The organism is Micromonospora sp. RTGN7 (genome assembly GCF_033804645.1).
GTDB lineage: Bacteria > Actinomycetota > Actinomycetes > Mycobacteriales > Micromonosporaceae > Micromonospora.
On the sequence record NZ_JAPZLF010000027.1, the window covers coordinates 11,428 to 31,810 of the forward strand.

13 protein-coding genes and 1 pseudogene are annotated in these 20,383 nt (G+C 72.5%); 6 read left to right on the forward strand and 8 right to left on the reverse strand.

Annotated features, from left to right (window positions below; genetic code table 11):
- Positions 1-49: 49 nt before the first annotated feature.
- From SNR22_RS26785 to SNR22_RS26820, 8 genes and pseudogenes are all read right to left on the reverse strand, one after another.
- The gene (locus SNR22_RS26785; RefSeq protein ID WP_320069447.1) at positions 50-1,918 is read right to left on the reverse strand and encodes an FAD-dependent oxidoreductase; all 1,869 of its coding nucleotides are present in this window, start codon (positions 1,916-1,918) and stop codon (positions 50-52) included.
- Entirely contained in the window at positions 1,915-3,138 is a 1,224-nt protein-coding gene (locus SNR22_RS26790) for a hypothetical protein (RefSeq protein ID WP_320069448.1), read from the reverse strand. Before SNR22_RS26790 ends, SNR22_RS26785 begins: the two co-directional genes overlap by 4 nt.
- Positions 3,139-3,140: 2 nt before the next feature.
- A complete protein-coding gene (locus SNR22_RS26795; RefSeq protein ID WP_320069449.1) occupies positions 3,141-10,562 on the reverse strand; it encodes a polyketide synthase in 7,422 nt (2,473 codons plus the stop codon).
- 247 nt (positions 10,563-10,809) lie between these two features.
- On the reverse strand, positions 10,810-11,589 hold the full coding sequence (locus tag SNR22_RS26800) for a transposase family protein (protein WP_320069450.1): 780 nt from the start codon (positions 11,587-11,589) through the stop codon (positions 10,810-10,812).
- A gap of 79 nt (positions 11,590-11,668) precedes the next feature.
- A pseudogene (locus SNR22_RS26805) lies at positions 11,669-12,377 on the reverse strand (IS256 family transposase); the annotation flags it as partial.
- Positions 12,378-12,439: 62 nt separating this feature from the next.
- Complete coding sequence (locus tag SNR22_RS26810; RefSeq protein WP_320069451.1) at positions 12,440-13,606, reverse strand: MAB_1171c family putative transporter; 1,167 nt, start codon at positions 13,604-13,606, stop codon at positions 12,440-12,442.
- Positions 13,607-13,621: 15 nt separating this feature from the next.
- A complete protein-coding gene (locus tag SNR22_RS26815) occupies positions 13,622-14,134 on the reverse strand; it encodes a hypothetical protein (protein WP_320069452.1) in 513 nt (170 codons plus the stop codon).
- Positions 14,124-14,603 (reverse strand): XRE family transcriptional regulator, encoded by a 480-nt coding sequence (locus SNR22_RS26820; RefSeq protein WP_320069453.1) that lies wholly within the window; start codon positions 14,601-14,603, stop codon positions 14,124-14,126. The genes SNR22_RS26815 and SNR22_RS26820 overlap by 11 nt, the downstream gene beginning before the upstream one ends.
- Positions 14,604-14,764: 161 nt before the next feature.
- On the opposite strand from SNR22_RS26820, the gene SNR22_RS26825 reads away from it, so the two are divergent.
- From SNR22_RS26825 to SNR22_RS26850, 6 genes are all read left to right on the forward strand, one after another.
- Positions 14,765-14,986, forward strand: a complete 222-nt coding sequence (locus SNR22_RS26825; protein WP_320069454.1) for a hypothetical protein — start codon at positions 14,765-14,767, stop codon at positions 14,984-14,986.
- 37 nt (positions 14,987-15,023) lie between these two features.
- Entirely contained in the window at positions 15,024-15,251 is a 228-nt protein-coding gene (locus SNR22_RS26830) for a hypothetical protein (protein ID WP_320069455.1), read from the forward strand.
- A 152-nt stretch (positions 15,252-15,403) separates the two neighbouring features.
- On the forward strand, positions 15,404-17,263 hold the full coding sequence (locus SNR22_RS26835; protein ID WP_320069456.1) for an alpha/beta fold hydrolase: 1,860 nt from the start codon (positions 15,404-15,406) through the stop codon (positions 17,261-17,263).
- Positions 17,260-17,826 carry a hypothetical protein gene (locus SNR22_RS26840; RefSeq protein ID WP_320069457.1) on the forward strand — a complete coding sequence of 189 codons (567 nt, stop codon included), beginning with the start codon at positions 17,260-17,262 and terminating at the stop codon, positions 17,824-17,826. The genes SNR22_RS26835 and SNR22_RS26840 overlap by 4 nt, the downstream gene beginning before the upstream one ends.
- Complete coding sequence (locus SNR22_RS26845) at positions 17,823-18,593, forward strand: class I SAM-dependent methyltransferase (protein WP_320069458.1); 771 nt, start codon at positions 17,823-17,825, stop codon at positions 18,591-18,593. Before SNR22_RS26840 ends, SNR22_RS26845 begins: the two co-directional genes overlap by 4 nt.
- The gene (locus SNR22_RS26850; protein ID WP_320069459.1) at positions 18,590-20,380 is read left to right on the forward strand and encodes an ABC transporter ATP-binding protein; all 1,791 of its coding nucleotides are present in this window, start codon (positions 18,590-18,592) and stop codon (positions 20,378-20,380) included. Before SNR22_RS26845 ends, SNR22_RS26850 begins: the two co-directional genes overlap by 4 nt.
- The last annotated feature ends 3 nt before the right edge of the window (positions 20,381-20,383 follow it).

Here is a 20,383-nt window from a genome sequence, read left to right on the forward strand (position 1 = left end):
TCCCTTCGCCGTCGGTCGGTACCGGTGTCGCCGGATGTCGGCCGTCTCGTCAGTCGACCCCGCCGGCCAGCAGCCGATCGGCCGGTGCGGGTTCGTGATCGCGTACGCGGGCGCCCAGCTCGGCGTACGCCATGTTGCGGGTGTAGATCTCCTGGAACGCCTTCCACTCGGCGCGGCGGCGCCCCTCGTCCCAGCCCAGCCGGTCGGCGAGTTCGGTGAGCACCAGCTCCAGGACGGGCAGGTCGAGGTCCGGCCGGCCGTCCGCGTCGAAGACCACGGCGTCCCGGACCGCGCCGGTGTTGAGCAGGTAGTCGGCATAGCTGCCGACCATCTGATAGGTGACGTGGTGCGCCGCCTTGGCGCGGATGAAGTCCACGTCGCCGCGCGCCGCGCCGGCGTGGTCGGGGGCGAACCGCTGCTCGTCGACGACGGGCAGGAACGGCAACCGTTTCGTGGTCGACCGTCCGATCCGCCGGCCGTGCCGGTCGCGCAACTCGCGGGCGAGGATCCCCGCGACCTCCTGCCCGGCCCAGCGGATGTCGGTCAGCTTGACGTTGACCAGGTCGAGCAGCAGGCCGTCGCCGACGACCCGCCGGTTGACCCGGAACATCCGGGAGATGTCCTTGACCGAGATCTCGCCGCCGTCGGTCGAGGCGAGCGGCCGGATGCCGCAGAAGACGTTGAAGATGTCCCGCCGGTCGATCTTCCACCGGTCGTCGACCAGCCTGTTGTACGAGTGCAGCAGTTCCTCGTACTCGTCGGGTTCCGGCACCGTCCGGTCCGGGTCCCGCTGGCCACGGTCGGTGGTGGTGCACTGCACGTACCACAGGCCGTGCTGGCAGAACGGGCGCAGGTAGTGCTGCCGTTCGGCGTTCAGCGGCACCAGCCCGACCTGCAGCCGGGGGTCGGCCGCGATCGTCTCGTGGATGAAGCGGTTGGTGGCCTCCAGGTGCGTGCCCCGCGAGTACGCCACCGACGTGCGCCCGTCGGGCGCCGAGGTGCGGTTGCGGGCCTCGTCGATCCACGGGCCGGCCGCGTTGGTGATGGTGTGCGCCCGGACCACCACGGTGGCCGGCAGGCTGTCGTCGGGGAACCGGCGGGCGAGCGTGACCCGGAAGTATCCGGCCGGGTCCCACTCGTACCCGTCGACCTCGACGTGGCACAACGCGCGGATCGGATGCTCCGGACCACCGCGCAGGTACGCGTCGCGGATCGTCTTGACCACCAGGATCTTGTCGTTGTTGGCCTTGCCGTCCCAGTAGCGGATGCCGCCCACCACGTCGGGCGCGGCGAGGTGGGGCAGTTCGCGGTGCAGCGCCGCCCGGTCGCGGAACACCTTCACCCGGCCGAGGCGCGGCACCAGCCCACACCAGGCCCACAGGGTGGTGAAGAGGTCGTACAGCGAGATCCCGAAGAACACCGACCACTTCTTCTCCGGGCTGTCGGGGAGGACGAACACGATGTTCGGGATCTCCTCGACGGTGCCGCCGGTGGTCTCCAGCAGGATCCGGCGTTCCCGGGTGCCGTACCAGACCAGTTGCAGGTCGAGCCAGGCGCTGCGCAGGTGTTGCAGGCTGCTCTGCCTGATCTTCGGGTCGCGGCGCAGGTGGGCGGCGAGCAGCAGCCGGTGGAAGGCCATCCGGAGGTAGCGGATGCCGGGGTGGATGGCCTTGCCGGTCTTGCTCGACGTCTCACCGCCGAACGGCCCCCGGTCGACCAGCAGCGCGCTGGCGTTCCCCCGGGAGGCCAGGTCACGCAGCACACCCGCGCCCGCCGCGCCGCCGCCGACGATCAGCGTGTCGTGGACCGGGCCGGTACCGGCGGTGGCTTCCTCGGCCAGTTCGCGGTACTGGCGCACGACGTCGGCCATGGCAAACGTCCGGGTGACCGGCGGGACGGGGGACGACGACCGACTCACGATGCACGACCTCCTCGTTGAACAGCGATGATCCGGTGGTCCGTGGCCCGCCTCGCGTGGAAGGTGACGGCGTGCCCCGGCGGCACCGGCGACGTGGTCCGCCAGTCCCAGGTCCGCTCGATCATGTACGTCATGAAGGCGCGGATCTGCTCGGTGCTCATGCCCCGGGTGCCACGGCGGCGCTCGACGAGCACCTCCTGCGCCTCCCGGTCGTTGACCATCTGCGCGAACGACGGCCACTCGAAGCTCCACAGCGCGTCCATCCGGTCGAACACCGGACGCCACTGGCGCAGATGCTCGGCGACCCGACGCCGCAGGCCGTCGGGGAGCAGCTCCGGATCGATGTCCGTCTCGGCCCCGGCGAACCACAGGTCGAACAGGAAGACCCCGACCCGGCCCCGCACCTCGAAGTACCGATCCGGTCCGGTGGGCTGGTCGTCCGCCTTTTTGTCGAAGTTGCCCATCCGGATCACGCCGCTGGTCGGGCCGCTGCGCTCCAGCTCCGCCAGGTTGCGCCGCAGCCAGGCCAGGTCGTGGGTGCCGGGGCCGGACCGGTTGGTGACGCCGGGGACACCGGCGTCGTAGCCCAACGCGCGCAGCGGCTCCCGGTCGGCGCGCGGCAGGTACCAGTCATCGCCGCTGCGGGCCACCGCCCGGCCCTCGGTCACCGGGTCGAGCAGCACGTCGAGCAGGACGGCGAGGGCGGTCGACAACACCGTCTTGCCGGCGCCCGGGCTGCCGTTGAACCCGACCACGAACAGCTCACCGGGCCGGCGGCGCCGCTTCGCGGCCACGATCCAGCAGGCGAACGGCAGGTACAGCCGCCACAGGTCGGTCACCGGCACCGGCTGGTCGCCGTTGCCGGCGAAGTACCGTCCCCACCAGGCGGCGAACGGACCGTACGCGCGGCGCAGCAGGGCGATCCGCTCGTCGACGGAGCCCGGCGCACCGCCGGTCGGCTGGTCGACGGTGAACGGCTCGCTGAGCGGGTCCGGCACGGTCAGCGCCGCAACGTCGGCGCGGTCGAGTTTCCCGCCGGCGACAACCCGGTGCAGCACCGGCGTCAGGTGCCGGTCCACTGCGGATCGCCACAGCCGTGACGCCGGTCCGGTGCTCGCCGCGGTGTGCGCCTTCGGCGAGAGCAGGAACCGCACGGCCGCCGCGTCGGGCGCGCTCCGGCTCCACCGGACGATCTCCTCGGTCACGTCGGACGTCCGCACGGCTACCGTTCCGCCAGCAGTTCGTACAGTTCACCGAGGCGCTGCTCGGGGCGGGCGATGTCGGCGAGGGGCACGTCCCGGCCGAACCGGCGGGCGAAGTCGCCGCGCAGCCGGGCGAAGTCGAGCGAGTCGAGGCCGAGGTCGGCCAGCCGCTGCGACTCGTCCCAGCGGTGCACGTACGTGCGGAGGAAGGTGCGGAGCTGGTCAGGTTCCTCGGCCCCGCCCACCGCGTCGACCCCGCGCGACGTCGGGGCCGGCAGCGCCTCGGGTGACGGCTCACCCAGGTCGTAGGCGGCCAGGTGCCGGCCGCCGGTGGCGGTGCCGGCGAGCAACCCGCCGAGCACCCGGCCGAACAGTCGCAACGCCGCCCCGGTGGGCAGCGGTGTCTCGCCGGTCGCCCGGGCCGCCGCGAGCACCCGCTCGTTGCCAGCGGCCATGCCCACCTGCGCCCACGTGCCCCAGGCGACGGAGGCCACGGCCGGACCCTCGACCGGCGGTCCCCACGTCACAGCCGCGTCGAGCCAGCCGTTGGCCGCCGCGTAGTTGGCCTGGCCGGCCGCGCCGAACAGGGCGCTGGTGGACGAGAAGGTCACCATCCACCGGGTGCCGGCCGCCCGGCCCAGGTCGACGAGGCTGTCCCAGGCGAGCTTGGGGGCGAGCACCCCCGGGAGCCGATCGGCGTCCAGGTTGCGCAGCACGCCGTCGTCGAGGGCCCCGGCGAGGTGCACGATGCCGGCGAAGCCACCGGGGCGGGCGAGGTCGGCCAGACCCGCGCCGGTGGTCAGGTCCAGCGGCGCGAACCGCACGCCGGGCCGCAGGTCGCCCGGGTCGGTCCGGCCGGTGACGACCACCCGGCCGGGTTCGACCCGCTGATGGTGCAGCAGCCAGTCGGTGACGGCCCGGCCGATGCCGCCGGTGCCGCCGACGAGCAGGTAGCTGCCGCCGGTGGCGCCGAGCATGCCGGGCGGCAGGTCGGGCTGGTCGATCGGGATTCGTCGCGGTGCGAGCAGGAGACCGTCGCGGGCGAGCAGGTCGGTCTCGCCGCTGTCGGGCGGGAACGCGGTCATCGGGTCGTCGCCATGGCACCGCAGCACGGTCAGACCGGGTTCCTCGTGCGGCAGGCAACGGCTCATCGCCGCGGCGAGCCCACCGTACGGGTCGGTGGGCAGCACCAGGACCAGCCGGCCCCGGGCCTCGACGCGGGCGAGGTGACGCAGCACCAGCAGCAGGGCGGCACCTCCGTCACCGGCGGACGGGCAGCGCAGCACGGCCATGGCTGCGGGACCGGTCAGCGCCTCCGCCAGCAGGCCGGCGGCGTTCGGGTCGTCGAGGTCGCACCGGGGTACGTCCGTCCCGGCCACCCGCCGCGGTACGGCACCGACAGGCACCCAGCGGACGTCGTACAGCCGGCCACCGCTGCTCGACGGCACGAGCCGGTCGAGGAAGGTGGCCACCCCGGCGAGGACGTCCGCGCGGCGCAGCACCATGAAGTCGTGGCCGCCCTCGTGCCCGTTCGTCTCCACGATCGGGCTGGTCGTGACGTCGGCCCAGCGGGCCGCCGTGGCGGCGGGGAACGACGGGTCGACGGTGCCGTGGTGCACCTGCACCGGGCAGTCGAGCCGGCGCCCCCGGGCGACGACGCGGGCGGCGTGCCGGACGTCGCGGGCCAGGTCCTCGTGCAGCCGGGGCAGCACCTCGGCCTGCCAGCGCGGATCGGCGCGCAGCTCGTCCGGGGCTAGGAGGTACTCGTCGAGCGGCAGCTCGGCACCGGGCTGCGGTGCGCCCAGCGGCGCCCGGCCGACGACGCAGACCGCCTCGACCCGGCCGTCCGCCGCCCAGTCCGCGAGGTCGCCGGTGAGCAGGTCGAGGAGGTGGGACGCACCGGCACTGAGGCCGCAGAACGCCACGGGTACGTCCCCGGCGTCGGCCACGATGTGCCTGGCGAGGTCGACGTCGGCGGGATCCACGGCGACGACGTCGAGCCAGTCGGGTGCGGCGTGCGCCCAGGAGCGGAACGTGTCGGGGCCGCCCCCGGCGTACGGGAAGCAGTAGAGCCGCAGGCGGCCACCCGGCCGGTCGGCGAACCGTGTCAGCGGGCCCGTCCCGACCGTGGTGCGGGCCGGTGCGCCGTCGACATGCACCGACGCCTCGGGCCGCGTCCAGTAGCTCGTGGGTGCGAACCGGTACGTCGGCAGCGCCCAGCGCACCGCAGCCGGGACGACGGGGGCCCCCTCGTGGAGCGTGGCGAAGTCGAGGTCGACGCCGTGACACCACAGCTGCCCGAGCGCGGCGAGCAGCCCCGCCTCCTCGTCGGCCGGGTCGGCGAGGGTGGCCAGCGTGGTGGGTGCCGGGTCGCCGTGGGCCGCCACGCACTTGGCCGAGAGCGCGGTGAGCACCGTGCCGGGCCCGACCTCGAGGAGGAGATCCGGCTCCCAGCGCAGCAGCGTCTCGACGTCGGCACGCCAGCGCACCGGCGAGAGGGCGTGCTCCGCCCAGTACTCGCCGGGCCGGTAGCCGGCGTCGAACCAGGAGCCCGTCACGTTGCTGGCGACGGGGATGGCGGCCATGCGCGGCGCGAACCGTTGCGCGGCGGCAGCGAGCCGATCGGCTACCGGAGCCATCAGCTCGCTGTGGAACGCGTGGGAGACCGGTACGGCCCGGCAGGTGAACCCCATCCGGGGCAGTTCTGCGGCGGCGGCGCGCAGCGCGGTGGACAAACCGGAGAGCACCACCCGGCCGGGCGCGTTCTCGGCGGCCAACCACAGGTCACGGCGGCCGGACAGCCACTGGGCGAGGCGCTGCTCGTCGCCGATTACACTGAGCATGCCGCCCGCCCCGACCGGCCCCTCGGACAATTGCTCGGTCGCCACCGCCCGTACCGCGACGAGCTCGGCGGCCTCGGCCAGGTCGAGCAGCCCGGACACGGCCGCCGCGGTGTACTCGCCGATGCTGTGCCCGGCCACCGCCACCGGGGTGACGCCGACCTCGATCAGGGTGCGGGCGAGGGCGTACCCGACGGCGAAGAGCCCGCACTGGGTGGTCACCGGGCGGTGTACGGTCGTCTCGTCGGCAGCCAGGATCAGCTCGCGCGGGTCGACGTCGAGGTGCGGGGCGAGGCTCGCACAGGCCTCGTCGAACAGGCGGCGGAAACGGCCGCCGTCGGCGCGGCCACGATAGAGGGACCGGGCGGTGGCGGCCCGCTGGGAGCCCTGACCGGAGAAGCAGAACGCGACGGTGGCGGGCCGGCCTGCGTTCCTCGGTTCGACGGTGGCCAGCGCGGACGCGGCGGCGGGGCGGTCGATGACGACGGCGGCGCGCAGCGGGTGGGACTCGCGGGTGAGGTGCAGCGCACGGATCGCGGCCGCGAGGTCGCCGGCGGGTACCTCGGTCAGGTGTGCGGCGAGCGCCGCGGCCTGGCGCGGGAACGACTCCTCGCCGCGTGCCGAGACGGTGACCAGCTGCGGCGCCGGCTCGACCGTCACGGCGGGCTCGGCGCGGGCCCGGTCCGGGTCGGTACCGGGGGCCTGCGCCAGGATCACGTGGGCGTTCGTGCCGCCGATGCCGAAGCTGGAGACGCCCGCGCGGCGGGGAAGCTGACGCCCCGGGTCGGACACCGTCCAGGGACGCAGCTCGGTCTGGACGGTGAACGGTGAGCCGTCCGCGTCGACCAGGTCGACCAGCTTCGGGTTGAGCGTGTCGTGGTGGACGGTCGGCACCAGCGTGCGGTGGTGCAGGCTCAGCACCGTCTTGATCAGGCCGGTGATGCCGGCGGCGCAGTTGGCGTGCCCGATGTTGCCCTTCACGCTGCCGATCGCGCAGCCGCCGGTGACCGGTGGACCGTCGCCGTGGTGCTCCTCGAACGCGGCGCGCAACCCGGCGAGTTCGATGGCGTCGCCGACATGGGTGGCGGTGGCGTGGCACTCCACGTACGACAGCTGGTCGGAGGTGATGCCGGCCATCGCGATCGCGTCGGAGATGCACCGCGACTGCGCCCTGGCACTCGGCGCGGTGTATCCCGCCTTCATCCGCCCGTCGTTGGAGACGCCGTAACCGGTGAGCACCGCCCACACCGGGTCGCCGTCGGTGAGCGCGGCATCGAGCCGTTTGAGCACCACCGCACCGACCGCGTCACCGAACAGGGTGCCGCTCGCCGCCGCGTCGAACGGGCGGACCCGGCCGTCGACGCTGCCGACGAGGCCCTCCTCGTAGCGGTAGCCGAGGTTCGGGAAGGTCAGCGACGACGCGCCGGCCACCGCCATGTCGCACTGGCCGGTCGCGATGGACTGCGCGGCCTGGGCCACCGCGACCAACGCGCTGCTGCACGCCGACGTCACGGCGACCGCCGGGCCGCCGAGATCGAACAGGTACGCCACCCGGGTGGCGATGTAGTCCTTCTCGTTGCCGATCTCGGTGAGGAACAACCCGGCCGGGTCCAGTGGCTCGGTGAGCCCACCGCCCCGCAGATGGTGGATCAGGTAGCCGTCGATGCCGCAGGCCGCGAAGACGCCGGTCCGCTGCCGGTGCGGGTTGTCGCGGCGGGCGTAGCCGGCCTGCTCGAGGGCGGTCCACGCGGTCTCGATGAAGACCCGGTGCTGCGGGTCCATCAGCAGGGCCTCCCGCCGCCCGATGCCCCAGAACTCGGCGTCGAAGGTGTCGGCGCCGCGGACGACCTGCGCCGCGGGCACCCACGCGGGGTGGTTCACGATTTCCTCCGCGACGCCCTTGCGTCGCAGCTGCTCCGGCGTGAGCGAGGTGAGCGAGTCGGTCCCGGCGCACAGGTTCGCCCAGAACGCGCCGATGTCGTCGGCGCCCGGGAAACGGCCGGCCATGCCGACGATCGCTATCCGGGTCTCGCCGGCCAGCACGCTCCTGGCCGGTGCGGGACGGTCCGTCGGGAGGGCCCGACCGGCGCAGTGGGCGGCCATCGCCCGCAGCGTCGGTGCCTGGAACATGTCGACGACCGGCAGCGTGATCCCGAACCGCGTGGCGAGCACCCCTGACAGGCGGGCCGCGCTGAGCGAGTCGCCACCCAGGGCGAAGAAGCTGTCGTCGGCGTCGGGCGTACGACCGAGCACCTCCCGCCACCCGGCGGCGATCCGCCGTTCGACGGTGGTGAGCGTCTCGGGGGCGGTGTCGTCCGGCGCGGGCCCGGCGGGCGGCGGTGGCAGCGCCTTGAGGTCGAGCTTGCGCGCGTCACCGCCACTGACCGGCATCGCGGCGAGGCCGACGAGGTGCCGTGGCCGGGCGTATTCGGGCAGGTCGCGGGCGGCCCGGCGGCGCAGCCTGGCGAGCACCGTCGCCGACGGTGCGCCGGCGTCGCCCTGGACGTAGGCGACGAGGTCCTGCTGGCCGGTGCGCTGGTCTGCCACGGGCCGCACCACGACTCGTGCGACGCCGTCCTCCTGGTCCAGGACGTGCTCGACCGCGCGCAGCGAGACCTTGAAGCCGCGCACCTTCACCACGTCGCCGGTACGACCCAGGATCTCCAGCTCGCCGTCGGGGCGCAGCCGGGCGCGGTCGCCGGTGCGATAGAAGGTCGCCTCGGCGAACGGGGTGCCGGCGACCGCCTCGGGGGCGGCCACGAAGCGCTCGGCCGTCTTCGCCGGGTCGTCGAGGTAGCCGGTGGCCACCCCGGGCCCGGCGACGAGCAGCTCGCCGACCCCACCCCGGGGCACCGGTCGGCCCGTCTCGTCGAGCAGCACGGCCGCGCTGCCGTCGAGCAGACGCCCCACCGGCGCGCAGGGCGACGCGGGCCCGGCCCGGCTCGCGCTCAGGTCGGCGTACGAGACGTCCAGGCTCTCCCAGGTGCTGTACGCGTTGACGAGCCGCACCCCGGGCGGCAGCAGCGCGGCGGCCTTGTCGACGACCCGAGTGGGAACCACCTCGCCCATCAGGAACACGATCTCCAGGTGGGCGAGCCGACGGGCCACGGCCGGGCCGGTGACCGGGTGGTCGAGCAGCCCCTCGAACAGCGACGGCGTCACCACGATCCGGGTGATCTGCTGCTCGTGCAGGGTGTCGAGGAGCCGAACCGGGTCGACGATGTGCTCGTCCGGGATGACGACGGCCGGACGGCCGTTGAGCAGGGGACGCAGGCACTCCCAGGCGAAGAAGACGTTCAGACCGTCGCGCGACCGGGCCGTGTACGGGTAGCGGGCGTCCCGCGCGTCGAAGCAGTACAGGCAGCCCAGGTGGGTGTTGAGTACCGCCTTCGGTGTGCCGGACGTGCCGCTGGTCATCGAGATCAGGGCGATGTCGTCCGGGGCGGCCCGGCCGAGCAGCGGTGCGGGACCGTCCGGAGGAGTCGGCCCGAGGACCAGGGTGCGGTACTGCGCCGGTACCGTCCCGGCGAGCTGCGGCGTGGTGACGACCACGTCCACCCGGGCGCTGGCCAGGAACTGCGCGAGCAGGGTGCCGGGCCAGCTCTTCTCCAACAGGCACGCGGGTGTGCCGAGGCCGAAGCAGGCGAGCAGGGTGACGGCGTACTCGGCGGTGTGCGGGAGCAGCACACCGACGACGTCTCCGGGGCCGACGCCGCGCGCGGCCAGCGCACCGGCGACCGCGGTGGCGTGGTCACGCAGCTCGCGGTAGGTCCACCGGCGCGGCGTGTCGAGCAGGGCGAGGGCGCGGGGAGTGGCGGCGACCTGCGCCTCGAAGCGCTGCCAGAGGCTCTCGGCGGGGATGGCGTAAGGCTCGCCGGCGAGCACGACGGACGGTCCGGCCGCCGCCCGCACCCAGTCCAGGCGGTCGGTGAGGTCGGCGAGGAGGGCGGGCCGCTCGTCCACCGTGAAGAAGTGACCGCCGGAGAAGAGGCGGATGTCGGGCGTCCTGCCGAGGTCCGTGTGCCACGCGGCGAGTTCCTCGGCGGTGACCGTCCGGTCCCCCGTCCCGCCGTAGACGACGCAGGGGATGGCCTCCGGGAAGGCGGTGGTCGTGGTCGGACCGCTCTCGTCGAGGGTCAGGTCGGCGCGCAGTGGGGGGAGGACCAGGGCGAGCAGGTCGTCGTCGGCGAGGAGGTCGGCGGGGACCAGACCCCAGTGGCGCACCAGGTCGACGAGGTCGTCGTCAGGGAGGGCGGCGGCCGGCCGGGCCGGGGGCAGGTGCGGGGCGCGGTGCGCGGACAGCATCAGCAGCTGGGGCGTCCGGCTGCCGCGCTCGGCCAGCGCCCGGCACACCTCGAAGGCGACCAACGCGCCGAAGCTGTGCCCGAAGAACGCGAACGGGGCGCCGTCGTCGAGCCGGTCGACGAGCGTGACGAGGTCGTCGACGAGCCGGGCGCGGTCCGCGTAGGACCTTTCGGTACGCCGCTGGCCCCGGCCGGGCAGCTCGTAACTGACGACCTCGACGTCGGCGGGCAGGGAGGCCGGCCATTCGGCGAAGCTCTGCGGACCACCGCCGGCATGCGGAAAAACGAACAACCGCACTGCCACATCTTCGCGGCGAACAAGAACAACAGGTTCGACACCAGCAACATCAAAAGCGTCTTCCGCGCCAGTTTCCACCCAGTTCCCCGTTTTCATCGGCGCACTCAGGCACTTCACGAGCCACAGTAGACGGCCGTACCCGCAGTCACAAGGGGCATTTTCTGCCCCCGGGGTGTGTCACCTAAAAGGTGTAATTAAAGGATGTCTCGTAACTTAGTGAAGGCGTTGCTTGGCAACGGTGCTGGTGTCACCCGGCGAGGATGATGTTGTGGAGGTGGGCGATGCCGGCAGCGGTGTCGGTCAATGTGTGGGCGGCGCGGCGGTAGTCGCGCAGGATCTTGAAGCATTTCATCCTGGCTAGGGCGTGTTCGACCTGTGCTCGGACGGTGCGGTGTTGCTTGTTCAAGTCCGTCTTCCACTGGGGTAGTGCGCTGCCGTCGGCGGGCTTGCGGTACGGGATGATCACGTCTGGGTTACCGCGGTAGGCGCCGTCGGCCATGACCGGCCGTCCGGCCAACTCCTGGTCGATGCCGGAGGTGCGATAGACGATCGTGTCGTTGCGGTTTCCGGGTTGCGGATCGCCGAGGGCGACGACGAGGCGGGTGTGGGCGCTGATGGCGACCTGCAGGTTCGTGGAGTAGCGGTAGTTCTTACTCGGGGCGGCCAGGCGGTGATCCCGGGTGGGGATGAGGGTGCCGTCGACGATGGTGATCTCGTCGACCCGGCGCCAGCGCAGGGGGGCCAGGGCGAGGAGCGGGCCGAGCGTGTCGATGACGCGGTGCGCGGCGGAGTGCGACACCCCGAACAGTGGGCCGATCTGGCGCATCGTCAGGTTCGTACGCCAGTACGCGGCTACCAGCAACACCCGGTCGGCGAGGTCGAGAGACCACTGCCGGCCGGGCCGACCGTCACCGATCGCGTCACCTCCACGCTCGGCGACCAGCCGGACCAGCCTGCGGAACTGGGCGGGCTGCAGCCCGGTGAACGGGAAGATCCATTCGGGGTGGGCCGCTGAGATCACCTGCACCACGACATGATCCGCCATGGACCGTCTACCGAGTTACGAGACGTCCTTTAGGATTCTGTAGTTCGAGGTTCGTCGCTGTTCAGCGCTGGGGGTTGGTCAGCCGGCCGTCGAAGGCCATGTCGAAGACGTTCAGGGCGGCTTTCCACTTGTTGGACCAGCGGGTGCGGCCTTTGCCGGTGGGGTCGAGGCTGCACACGGTGAGGTAGAGGATCTTCAGGGCGGACTGCTCGTTGGGAAAGTGGCCGCGGGCGTTGACGGCTCGGCGGAAGTGGGCGTTGAGGGACTCGATCGCGTTGGTGGAGCAGACGATCTTTCGGATCTCGGCGTTTGAACTGCAGGAACGGTGTGAACTCCGCCCAGGCGTTCTCCCACAGCCGTATGATCGCCGGATATTTCCTCTCCCACTTGTCGGAGAACTCGGCGAACGCGTCCAGCGCGGCGGAGTCGCCGGGCGCCCCGTAGACCGGTTTGAGGTCCTTCGCGATCTGTGCCCAGGCCTTCGACGCGTACTTGAACGAGTTGCGCAAAAGGTGGATCAGACACGTCTGGACCACAGCCTGCGGCCAGACGACACCGATCGCGTCGGGCAGGCCCTTGAGCCCGTCACACACGACCATCAGCACATCGGCGACGCCCCGGTTGCGCAGCTCGGTCAGCACCCGGGTCCAGAACTTCGCCCCCTCGCCGTTGCTGTCGCCGACCCACAGCCCCAGGACGTCCTTGCCGCCGTCGGCGGTGACCGCGAGGGCGACATACACCGGCCGGTTCGCGACCTGCCCGTCCCTGATCGCACCCGCCTGCGCTGCAAGATCAGCTTGAAAAGGCTCACCACACGGGAAGTAAAGAGCCCCTACACGTCGGCGCGGTCGGCCTCGGCGGCGGCGAGCCGGCGGACCCGCTCCACCTCCGCCGAGCCGACGAACTGCCGGGCCACCTGCGCCAGCCAGGCGCTTTCCGAGGCCAGCGAGGCGTCCACGTCCTGGAACGGGTGCTCGACGCGGTAGTTGCGGCCCTGGGCGTGGCCGACGAGGGCGGCGGCGATCACCGCCGCCTCCACGGTGGCTGGGTCCGCCGCCGGGCCGAGCCAGCGGGACACGTCTGGATGCGCGTACGGGCGTAGCGTCAACTGCGCGTCGCGGACCTCGATCACCCGCCGGTAGAGCGCGAACTCCGCGCGGGGGAACGGCCAGCCGCCGCCGGTGTCGAGCGCGATGTGCGGCATCGCGGCCCGCAGCGCCTGCCAGAGCGGTTCGATCCGGCGCAGCTGGCGCAGCGCGCGCAGCCAGCGCAGCGGCGCCGTGATCCGGTCACCCCAGGCGGTCAGGGTCGCGCCGATCAGCCAGAGCAGCATGCAGACCGAGCCCAGCGTGGAACCGATCGGCAGCGAGGTGGCCAGGGACCGGCCGGTGACCAGGGTGACCACGGGCCGCACCCCGGACCACGCCGCCCAGACGATGCCGAGCGCGGAGCCTGCGACGACGAGGCTCAGCCCCGTCCGCAGCACCCCGGCGGCAGCGTGCCGTACGTAGCCGCCAACGCTGGCGATGAAGGTGACCAGGCAGACCGCGATGTAGCTGAAGAACACGACGAGGTAGGCGACCACCATCGGGTCCTGCGAGTACACGTTGACGAAGTTCAACGTGAACGTGGTGTCGGCGCTGACCAGCAGCACCCCCATCAGGACGGTCGCGCCGGCCAGCAGGACAACGTGCCGGCGTAGCCAGCGTCGGGTCTCGGCCGGGCGGGCGATGCTCTGGCCGAGCGCGCCGAGGAAGTACGCGGCGAGCATCTCCAGGGCGTTGCCGAGCAGCCGACCGAGGTTCGGCACCGGCTCGACGCGGCTGATCGCCACCAGGACCGGGTGCGCCATCACGGCGAGCCCCAGCCCGATGCAGAGGAAGAAGGCGGAGAGGTAGCGGGTGCCGCCGGTACGACGCCTGCCACCCACCGGGATGAGCTTGTAGGCCGCGACCACGATGGCGAGCTTCAAGGCGACGAAGTTGAGCCAGGTCAGCACGGCGCACCGCCCTGGTCAGCCGGTGTCGAAGATCGAGCCGAGCCGGGCCAGCCCCTCGGCCATCTCGGGGTCGACCGGGCCCGTGCCGCCGGTCGGGCCACGGCGGGCGCGCTGGGCGATCATCGAGGCGATCAGCTCGGCCTCCTGCTCCTGCGCCGCCGAGTAGTCGGAGCGGCCGAGCACCCGGCGGACCAGGTCGGCGGAGAGGTTCGGCAGCAGCGCGGGGGGTAGGGCGGTGAGGGAACGGTCGTCCACGTGGCCGCAGAGCAGGTGCCCGACCTCGTGCAGCAGGATGTGCTCCCGATGCAGCCGGGTGGTGCTGGTGGCGTAGAAGAGGTAGTCGACCTGGTCGGTGGCGACCAGCGCGCCGCACTGGCTCACGCCACCGGGCATCGGCACCAGCTCGACCGGCCGGCCCCGCTGCTGGGCCAGCGCGTCAACGAACCCGTCCGGTTCGAAGGGCGTCGGAATCGACAGCCTGTCGACGATCCGCTGGCACCGGCGCCACATGCTCCGATCAACCGTCATCGCGGCCCGCCGACCCGCCGATGCCGCGCCGGTCGCGGTGACCAGGATGGTCCGCGCCGGCCCGGCGCGCTTCCCGCCGCCCGATGGCGTCGATCATGTCGCTGATGGTGTCCAACCCCTCCGGCGAGAGGGTGATCGCCCGGAGCGCGATCTGTCGTACGGCGCTGTCCCGCAACGCGCCGAGCAGCTCCAGCTCCTCGGCGATGCGGGAGCTCTGCTCGTCGTCGAAGAAGTACGCCGCCGGCACCTGGAAGAACTGGGCGAGGGCCTCCAGATGCCGCTTGGTGGGGTTGGTCCGCCGGCCACTGCGCAACTGCCAGAGATAGGTGGTGGAGAAGCTCTCGCCGGTGGCCTCGCGGCAGGCGGTGGCCACCTCCTCGTTGCGGTACTGCTCCCGGTCGGGTCGGCGGATCACCTCGAAGAGTCTATTGATCTTTTCCGCGAGGGTGCCTGTAGGCGATTGGTCCATGTGGTTCCCCTCCCCTCGCCGATCGGGTGGATCTCGCTCACCTGGTTGACGCTCATGACTCCAGCGGACATCCTAGCGACTCACCGATTTTTAGCTGAGATGAATGACGTGCGCGCCGTCATCCACTGTAGCTAACCGACTACCCGAAGGAGGTGAATCAGATGACCGCACTTGTCGACCACACCAACGACATCTCCCTGGAGATGTTCGGCGAGCTCAGCGAGGAGGACCGGACCGCCCAGGGGCTGGCCGGCCTCACCCCCGTGCTCGCCACCCCCGCGGTGGCGCTCGGCGTCGCCGTCGGCGCCGTGGCCCTTCACGCCGGCTACATGGTGGGTATCGCCCGCAACATGGCCGAGGGCAGGTACCCGAAGCCGCAGTGATTGCCGACAACCGACACCGTCAGTCAGGAGGTGACCCATGTCCGTCCTCGCCATGAGGGTGAACGCGGATCCCGATCTTGCCGCGATCCGAATCGACGCCGACGAGGCGTGCAACAAGGTCGGCGGGATGCCCGTGCTGGCCACCCCGGCGACCATCGTCACCGTAGCGGCTGGGGTCGGCCTGGTCGGCTCGGTGGCGGGGCTCTTCGCCGCCGGATACGCCTTGGGGCGCAACATCGGCGGCCCTACGCCCCGACCGCAGTAACAGGCGGTTAGGCACGCAGCCGGGCGACCGGTTGCCGCCGTACCGGGCCGGGGGGGGGGGGGCCCCCCCCCCCCCCCCCCCCCCCCACCCGGCCGCCGCCGTCGGACCCTCCCACCCCGGTTCTGCACGCCCTGTCAGGAAGCGCTGCCCCCATGAAGAGACCACTCTGGCGTGACCGACGCCGTCAACCCGCCGTCCTCGACCGCTCCACCGTGTTGAACTGGACCGAGCGGATCAGCTCGGTGACCCACCTCTTCGCCAGCCTGGAGTACCTCACCCGGGGCCGGGACCGGCGGCGGGGCGGGGCGAACAACTGGGCGGTGAACCGGCGCACCTTCGAGGCCCACGCCCCCCGACTCACCCGGGCGCTGGACCTGGTCGCCGACGACCGGGTGGTCACCGCTCTGCACGTCAGCCGGGCCGCCGCGGCGGCCGCGCTCTGGCTTCCGCTCAACCGGCGGCAACGGGTCGCCGCCAACGCCGTGCTCACCGGCAGCCAGGCCGCGCTGCACGCCCAGCACCTGTACGGCAGCGACGGTGCCGACCAGGTCTCCTTCCTCGTACAGGCGCTCACCACCGTCGCCCGCGCCGGCCAGCGTCGCCCCGCCGTCGTGGACGCCTGCCTCTGGTTCGTCTCGCTTCAGTCGGTGCTCTCCTACACGGTGTCCGGCTGGGCCAAGCTGCCCAGTGAGACGTGGCGCAGCGGGCGCGCACTGCCCGGCATCACCCGGACCCTCACCTACGGCGACCCGCAGGTCTGGCAGTTGATGCGCCGCTACCCGAGGCTGACCAAGCTCACCGCCCACGGGGTGCTGGCGATGGAGTGCGCCTTCCCGCTGGCCTACGCAGCCCGGGGCCGCCCCGCGCCGTACCTGCTCGCCGCCGCCGGCGCGTTCCACCTGGTCAATGCGAGGGTCATGGGGCTCGGCCGGTTCTTCTGGGCCTTCACCTCCACCTACCCGGCGGTCGCCTACACCACCCGCCCCCGCGAGCGGACCGGCGACGCCACCGGCGTGCGTCGCGACGACACCCTGCCCGCCATGGCGGCCGCCGCCGGGCTGGCCCTCTTCGCCGCCGGGCAGGTCGCCCGGATCCGGCGGCGGCGGATGATCGAGCGGGGACGCGGGGACGAGCGCACCTTCACCACCGCCGCCGGCAATGTCCTCTCCTACCGGTACGCCGGGCAACCGGCCGATCCGGGCGCCGAAGCACCGGTGCTGCTGCTGGAGAGCGGGATGGCCGCCACGGCCGAGCACTGGGAGCGGATCGCCGCCCCGCTGGGAACCCGGTTCACCACCGTGACCTACCAGCGTGCCGGGTACGGCGCCAGCCGCTACCGGGGCACCGGGGAGTACCAGTTCGAGTCCATGGTGGACGATCTCGTTGACCTGACCCGGCACGTGGCCGGCGAGCGCCCGGTGATCCTGGTCGGCCACTCGCTCGGCGGCTACCTGGCCCTGCTCGCCGCCGAGCGACTGGCCGGGCAGGTACGCGGGGTCGCCCTGGTCGACTCCAGCCACCCCGCCGAACTGCGCCGCTCCCTGCGTCAGGCCGAGGGGGGCAAGGCGCTGACCAGCACCCTGGCCATCATGCCCGGCTCCCTGCGGGCCGGGTTCGGCTCGATGCTGCCCCGGGCCGCCTGGGTCGACCGGCTGCCGGAGTCGGTACGCCAGCTCGCCCTGGCCCAGTACCGCGACCCCGAACTGTGGGCCGCCGCCCGGCGGGAGTGGAAGGTGGTGCAGGAACGCTTCGAGGACGAGGCCGCCGAGCTGCCCCCGATCGACGTATCGCTGGTGGTGGTGACGGCGGGAGCGACCGCGCGCACCGACGCCGTCCAGGCCGACCTGCACGACGAGTTCGCCGCCGCCGCGCCCCGATCCGAGCGACACGTCATCGAGGACGCCGACCACGACGAGATCCTCACCGACGCCGCACGGGCCGAAGAGGTCGTCAAGATCCTCACCGCGTTCGTCGACGACGTCATGGAGCCGGGCGTGGAGGGGGACCGGTGAGCCGCCGGGTCGGCTCCGACCTGCGCCCGCTGACCACCGCGATCACCGCCGGCCTGGTCGGCTGGTTCGGGGTGACCGTGCTCAGCCAGCACCCCCAGCAGGTCTTCGATCGGTTCCGCCGCTACGACGTACCCGGGTTGCTCATCGGCAACTGGCGGTTCTTCGCCCCCGAGCCGGCGCAGCACGACTTCCACCTGCTGCACCGCGTGCTCACCGCCGACGGCGAGCAGACCCGGTGGGTCGAGACCGCCCTCATCCCACCCCGGCAGTGGCGGCAGATGGTCTGGTTCCCGGAACGGCGGCAGGACAAGGCGATCTTCGACATCTGTGCCGACCTCATCGGACACCTGGGCACCCCCGGCGTCGACATCACCACCACCACGCCGTACGAGGTGATGCGGGACATCGTCGAGCACGTCGTACGGCGGCAGCACCCCGGGCCGGACCAGCCCCGGGGGTTCCAGTTCGTGATCGCCCGGGGCACCGGCTACGACGAGTCGCACAAGCCGGACTACCTGCTGGTATCCCCGTTCGTACCGCTGTCGGAGGGCACCCAGAGATGACCGAGATCGCCGACATCGGCTACGGACGGCAGTTCGTCGACTTCTACGACCGGCTCTTCCCCGGCGGCCCGGCGGTGGAACCGCTCGTCGGCTTCCTCGCCGACCTGCACCCGGGCGGCGGGCAGCCCACCCTGGAGTTCGGCGTCGGAACCGGCCGGATCGCGCTGCCGCTGGCAGACCGGGTCGGGGAGATCGTCGGCGTGGACTCCTCGCCGGAGATGCTCGACGCGCTCCGGTCCGCCCTCACCGACCAGCCCCGCCCGGTCACGCCGGTGCACGGCGACATCCGCGACTGGGCGGACGACCGCCGGTACGGGCTGGTCTACTGCGTCTGCGGCACGCTGTCGATGCTGCTGGACCCGGCGGACCAGCAGCGGGTCGTGCGGGCGGCCGCCGCCCGGCTAGCCCCCGGCGGAACCCTCGTGGTGGAGACCCACAATCCGGAGTTCGCGCTGGCCGTACTCAACCAGGGCCGGGCCCGGGACTCCTTCTTCGTCCCCTATCCCGGGCAGGACACCGGGCTGCTGTCGTACTCCACCATCGACGTGGAGAACCGGATCTGGCACCTGGCGCACATCTGGATCGAGGAGGGCCGCTCCCGGATCGCCTCGGAACTGAGCCGACTCACCACCGCCGACGAGGTCGACGGGTATGCCGAGCGGGCCGGCCTGGTCCGCGTCGCCCGGCACGCCGACTGGGCCGGCAACGAGTTCACCGGCACGGAACCGATGTACGTCAACGTCTACCGCCACCGGGGTGAGCGATGAGCACGACCCCGGCCGGGGACCGGCACTGGCTCCGCATGATCGCCGGGTACGTCCGGCCGCACCGCGGGCCGTTCCTGGCCGCCGCCGCGCTGCTGCTCACGTCGAGCCTGCTGGGGCTGGCCCAGCCGCTGGCGGCCAAGGCCCTGATCGACGGCCTCACCGCCGGGCAGGGGGTGGGTCGGGCGCTGGCCGTGCTGACCGGGCTCGTGCTGCTCGCCGCCGTGCTGCTCGGTTTCGGCAACTACCTGATCCTGCGTACCGCCGAAGCGGTCGCCCTGGACGGGCGGCGTGGTCTGGTCCGGCACCTGCTGCGGCTCACCGTGCCGGCGTTGCAACGGCAGGCCCCCGGTGACCTGCTGGCCCGGGTCGCCGGGGACACCATGCTGCTGCGGCAGATCGCCAGCCAGTCCCTGATCGACCTCTTCACCGGCGGAGTCATGCTGCTCGGCGCGGTGCTGCTGATGGCGGTTGTCGACCCGGCCCTGCTCGGGGTGACCGCGGTGGTGGTGGTGCTGCTGGTGCTGATCATGGGGTTGCTGATGCCCCGGATCCGGACCGCCGCGCTGCGCTCGCAGGAGTCGGTGGGCGACATGGGCGCCGCCCTGGAGCGTGCGCTGGGCGCCTTCACCACCATGAAGGCCTCCGGCACCGAGCCCACCGAGGCGGCCCGGATCGACGAGGCGGCACTCACCGCGTACCGCCAGGGGGTGAGCCTGGCCCGCTGGGGCTCGGTCGCCGGAACCAGCGCCGGCCTGGCCATCCAGGTCGCGTTCCTGGTGGTGCTCGGGGTCGGCGGCGTGCGGGTGGCCAGCGGCGCGATGCCGGTCTCGGCGCTGGTGGCCTTTCTGCTCTACGTGGCCTACCTGAGCCAGCCGGTGATGCAGCTCGTGGGCGCCAGCACCTATCTGCAGGTCGGGCGGGCGGCGTTGACCCGGATCGCCGAGATCGACGCGCTGCCCACCGAGCCGATCGACCTTCCCCCGGCGACGCCGGTCCGGGCCACTGCCGCGGCTGCCACCGCGATCCCCCGGGGCGCGCGACGGGCTGACGGCCCGCCGGCGGAGGTGGTGTTCGAGGGGGTCTTCTTCGGCTACCCGGACCGGGACGAGCCGGCCCTGCGGGACCTCACGCTGACCGTGCCGGCCGGCGGGCTGACGGCACTGGTCGGTCCGTCCGGGTCGGGCAAGACCACGGTGCTCGCCCTGATCGAGCGCTTCTACGAACCGCGGCAGGGCCGGATCCTGTTCGACGGACGGCCACTGGCCGACTGGCCGCTGGGCGAACTGCGGGCCGCGATCGGTTACGTCGAGCAGGACGTCTCCGTGCTCGCCGGAACGCTGCGGGAGAATGTCGCGTACGCGACGCCCGGCGCCTCCGACGAGGAGATCCGCGCGGTGCTGCGGACCACCCGGCTCGATCCCCTGCTGGAGCGCCTCGGCGGGGACCTGGACACCCCGATCCGGCACCGGGGGCTCTCCGTGTCCGGCGGGGAACGGCAGCGGATCGCGGTGGCCCGGGCGCTGCTACGCCGGCCCCGGCTGCTGCTGCTCGACGAGGTGACCTCGCAACTGGACGCCACCAACGAGGCCGCGTTGCGTGAGGTGATCCTGGACATCTCCCGCCGGACCACGGTGCTCGTGGTGGCGCACCGGCTCTCCACGGTGCTCGCCGCCGATCAGATCGTGGTGTTGGAGAACGGCGAGGCGCGCTCCGTCGGTTCGCATCCGGACCTGGTCCGGACCGATGCGCTCTACGCCAGCCTGGCCGCTGAGCAGGCACTGGTCTGAGGA

Excerpts from the sequence above, each read along its gene's own strand:
- SNR22_RS26850 (WP_320069459.1), top strand. The coding sequence starts at position 18,590 with ATGAGCACGACCCCGGCCGGGGACCGGCACTGGCTCCGCATGATCGCC.
- SNR22_RS26835 (WP_320069456.1), top strand. The coding sequence starts at position 15,404 with ATGAAGAGACCACTCTGGCGTGACCGACGCCGTCAACCCGCCGTCCTC.
- SNR22_RS26815 (WP_320069452.1), bottom strand. The coding sequence starts at position 14,134 with ATGACGGTTGATCGGAGCATGTGGCGCCGGTGCCAGCGGATCGTCGAC.
- SNR22_RS26845 (WP_320069458.1), top strand. The coding sequence starts at position 17,823 with ATGACCGAGATCGCCGACATCGGCTACGGACGGCAGTTCGTCGACTTC.
- SNR22_RS26830 (WP_320069455.1), top strand. The coding sequence starts at position 15,024 with ATGTCCGTCCTCGCCATGAGGGTGAACGCGGATCCCGATCTTGCCGCG.
- SNR22_RS26825 (WP_320069454.1), top strand. The coding sequence starts at position 14,765 with ATGACCGCACTTGTCGACCACACCAACGACATCTCCCTGGAGATGTTC.
- SNR22_RS26820 (WP_320069453.1), bottom strand. The coding sequence starts at position 14,603 with ATGGACCAATCGCCTACAGGCACCCTCGCGGAAAAGATCAATAGACTC.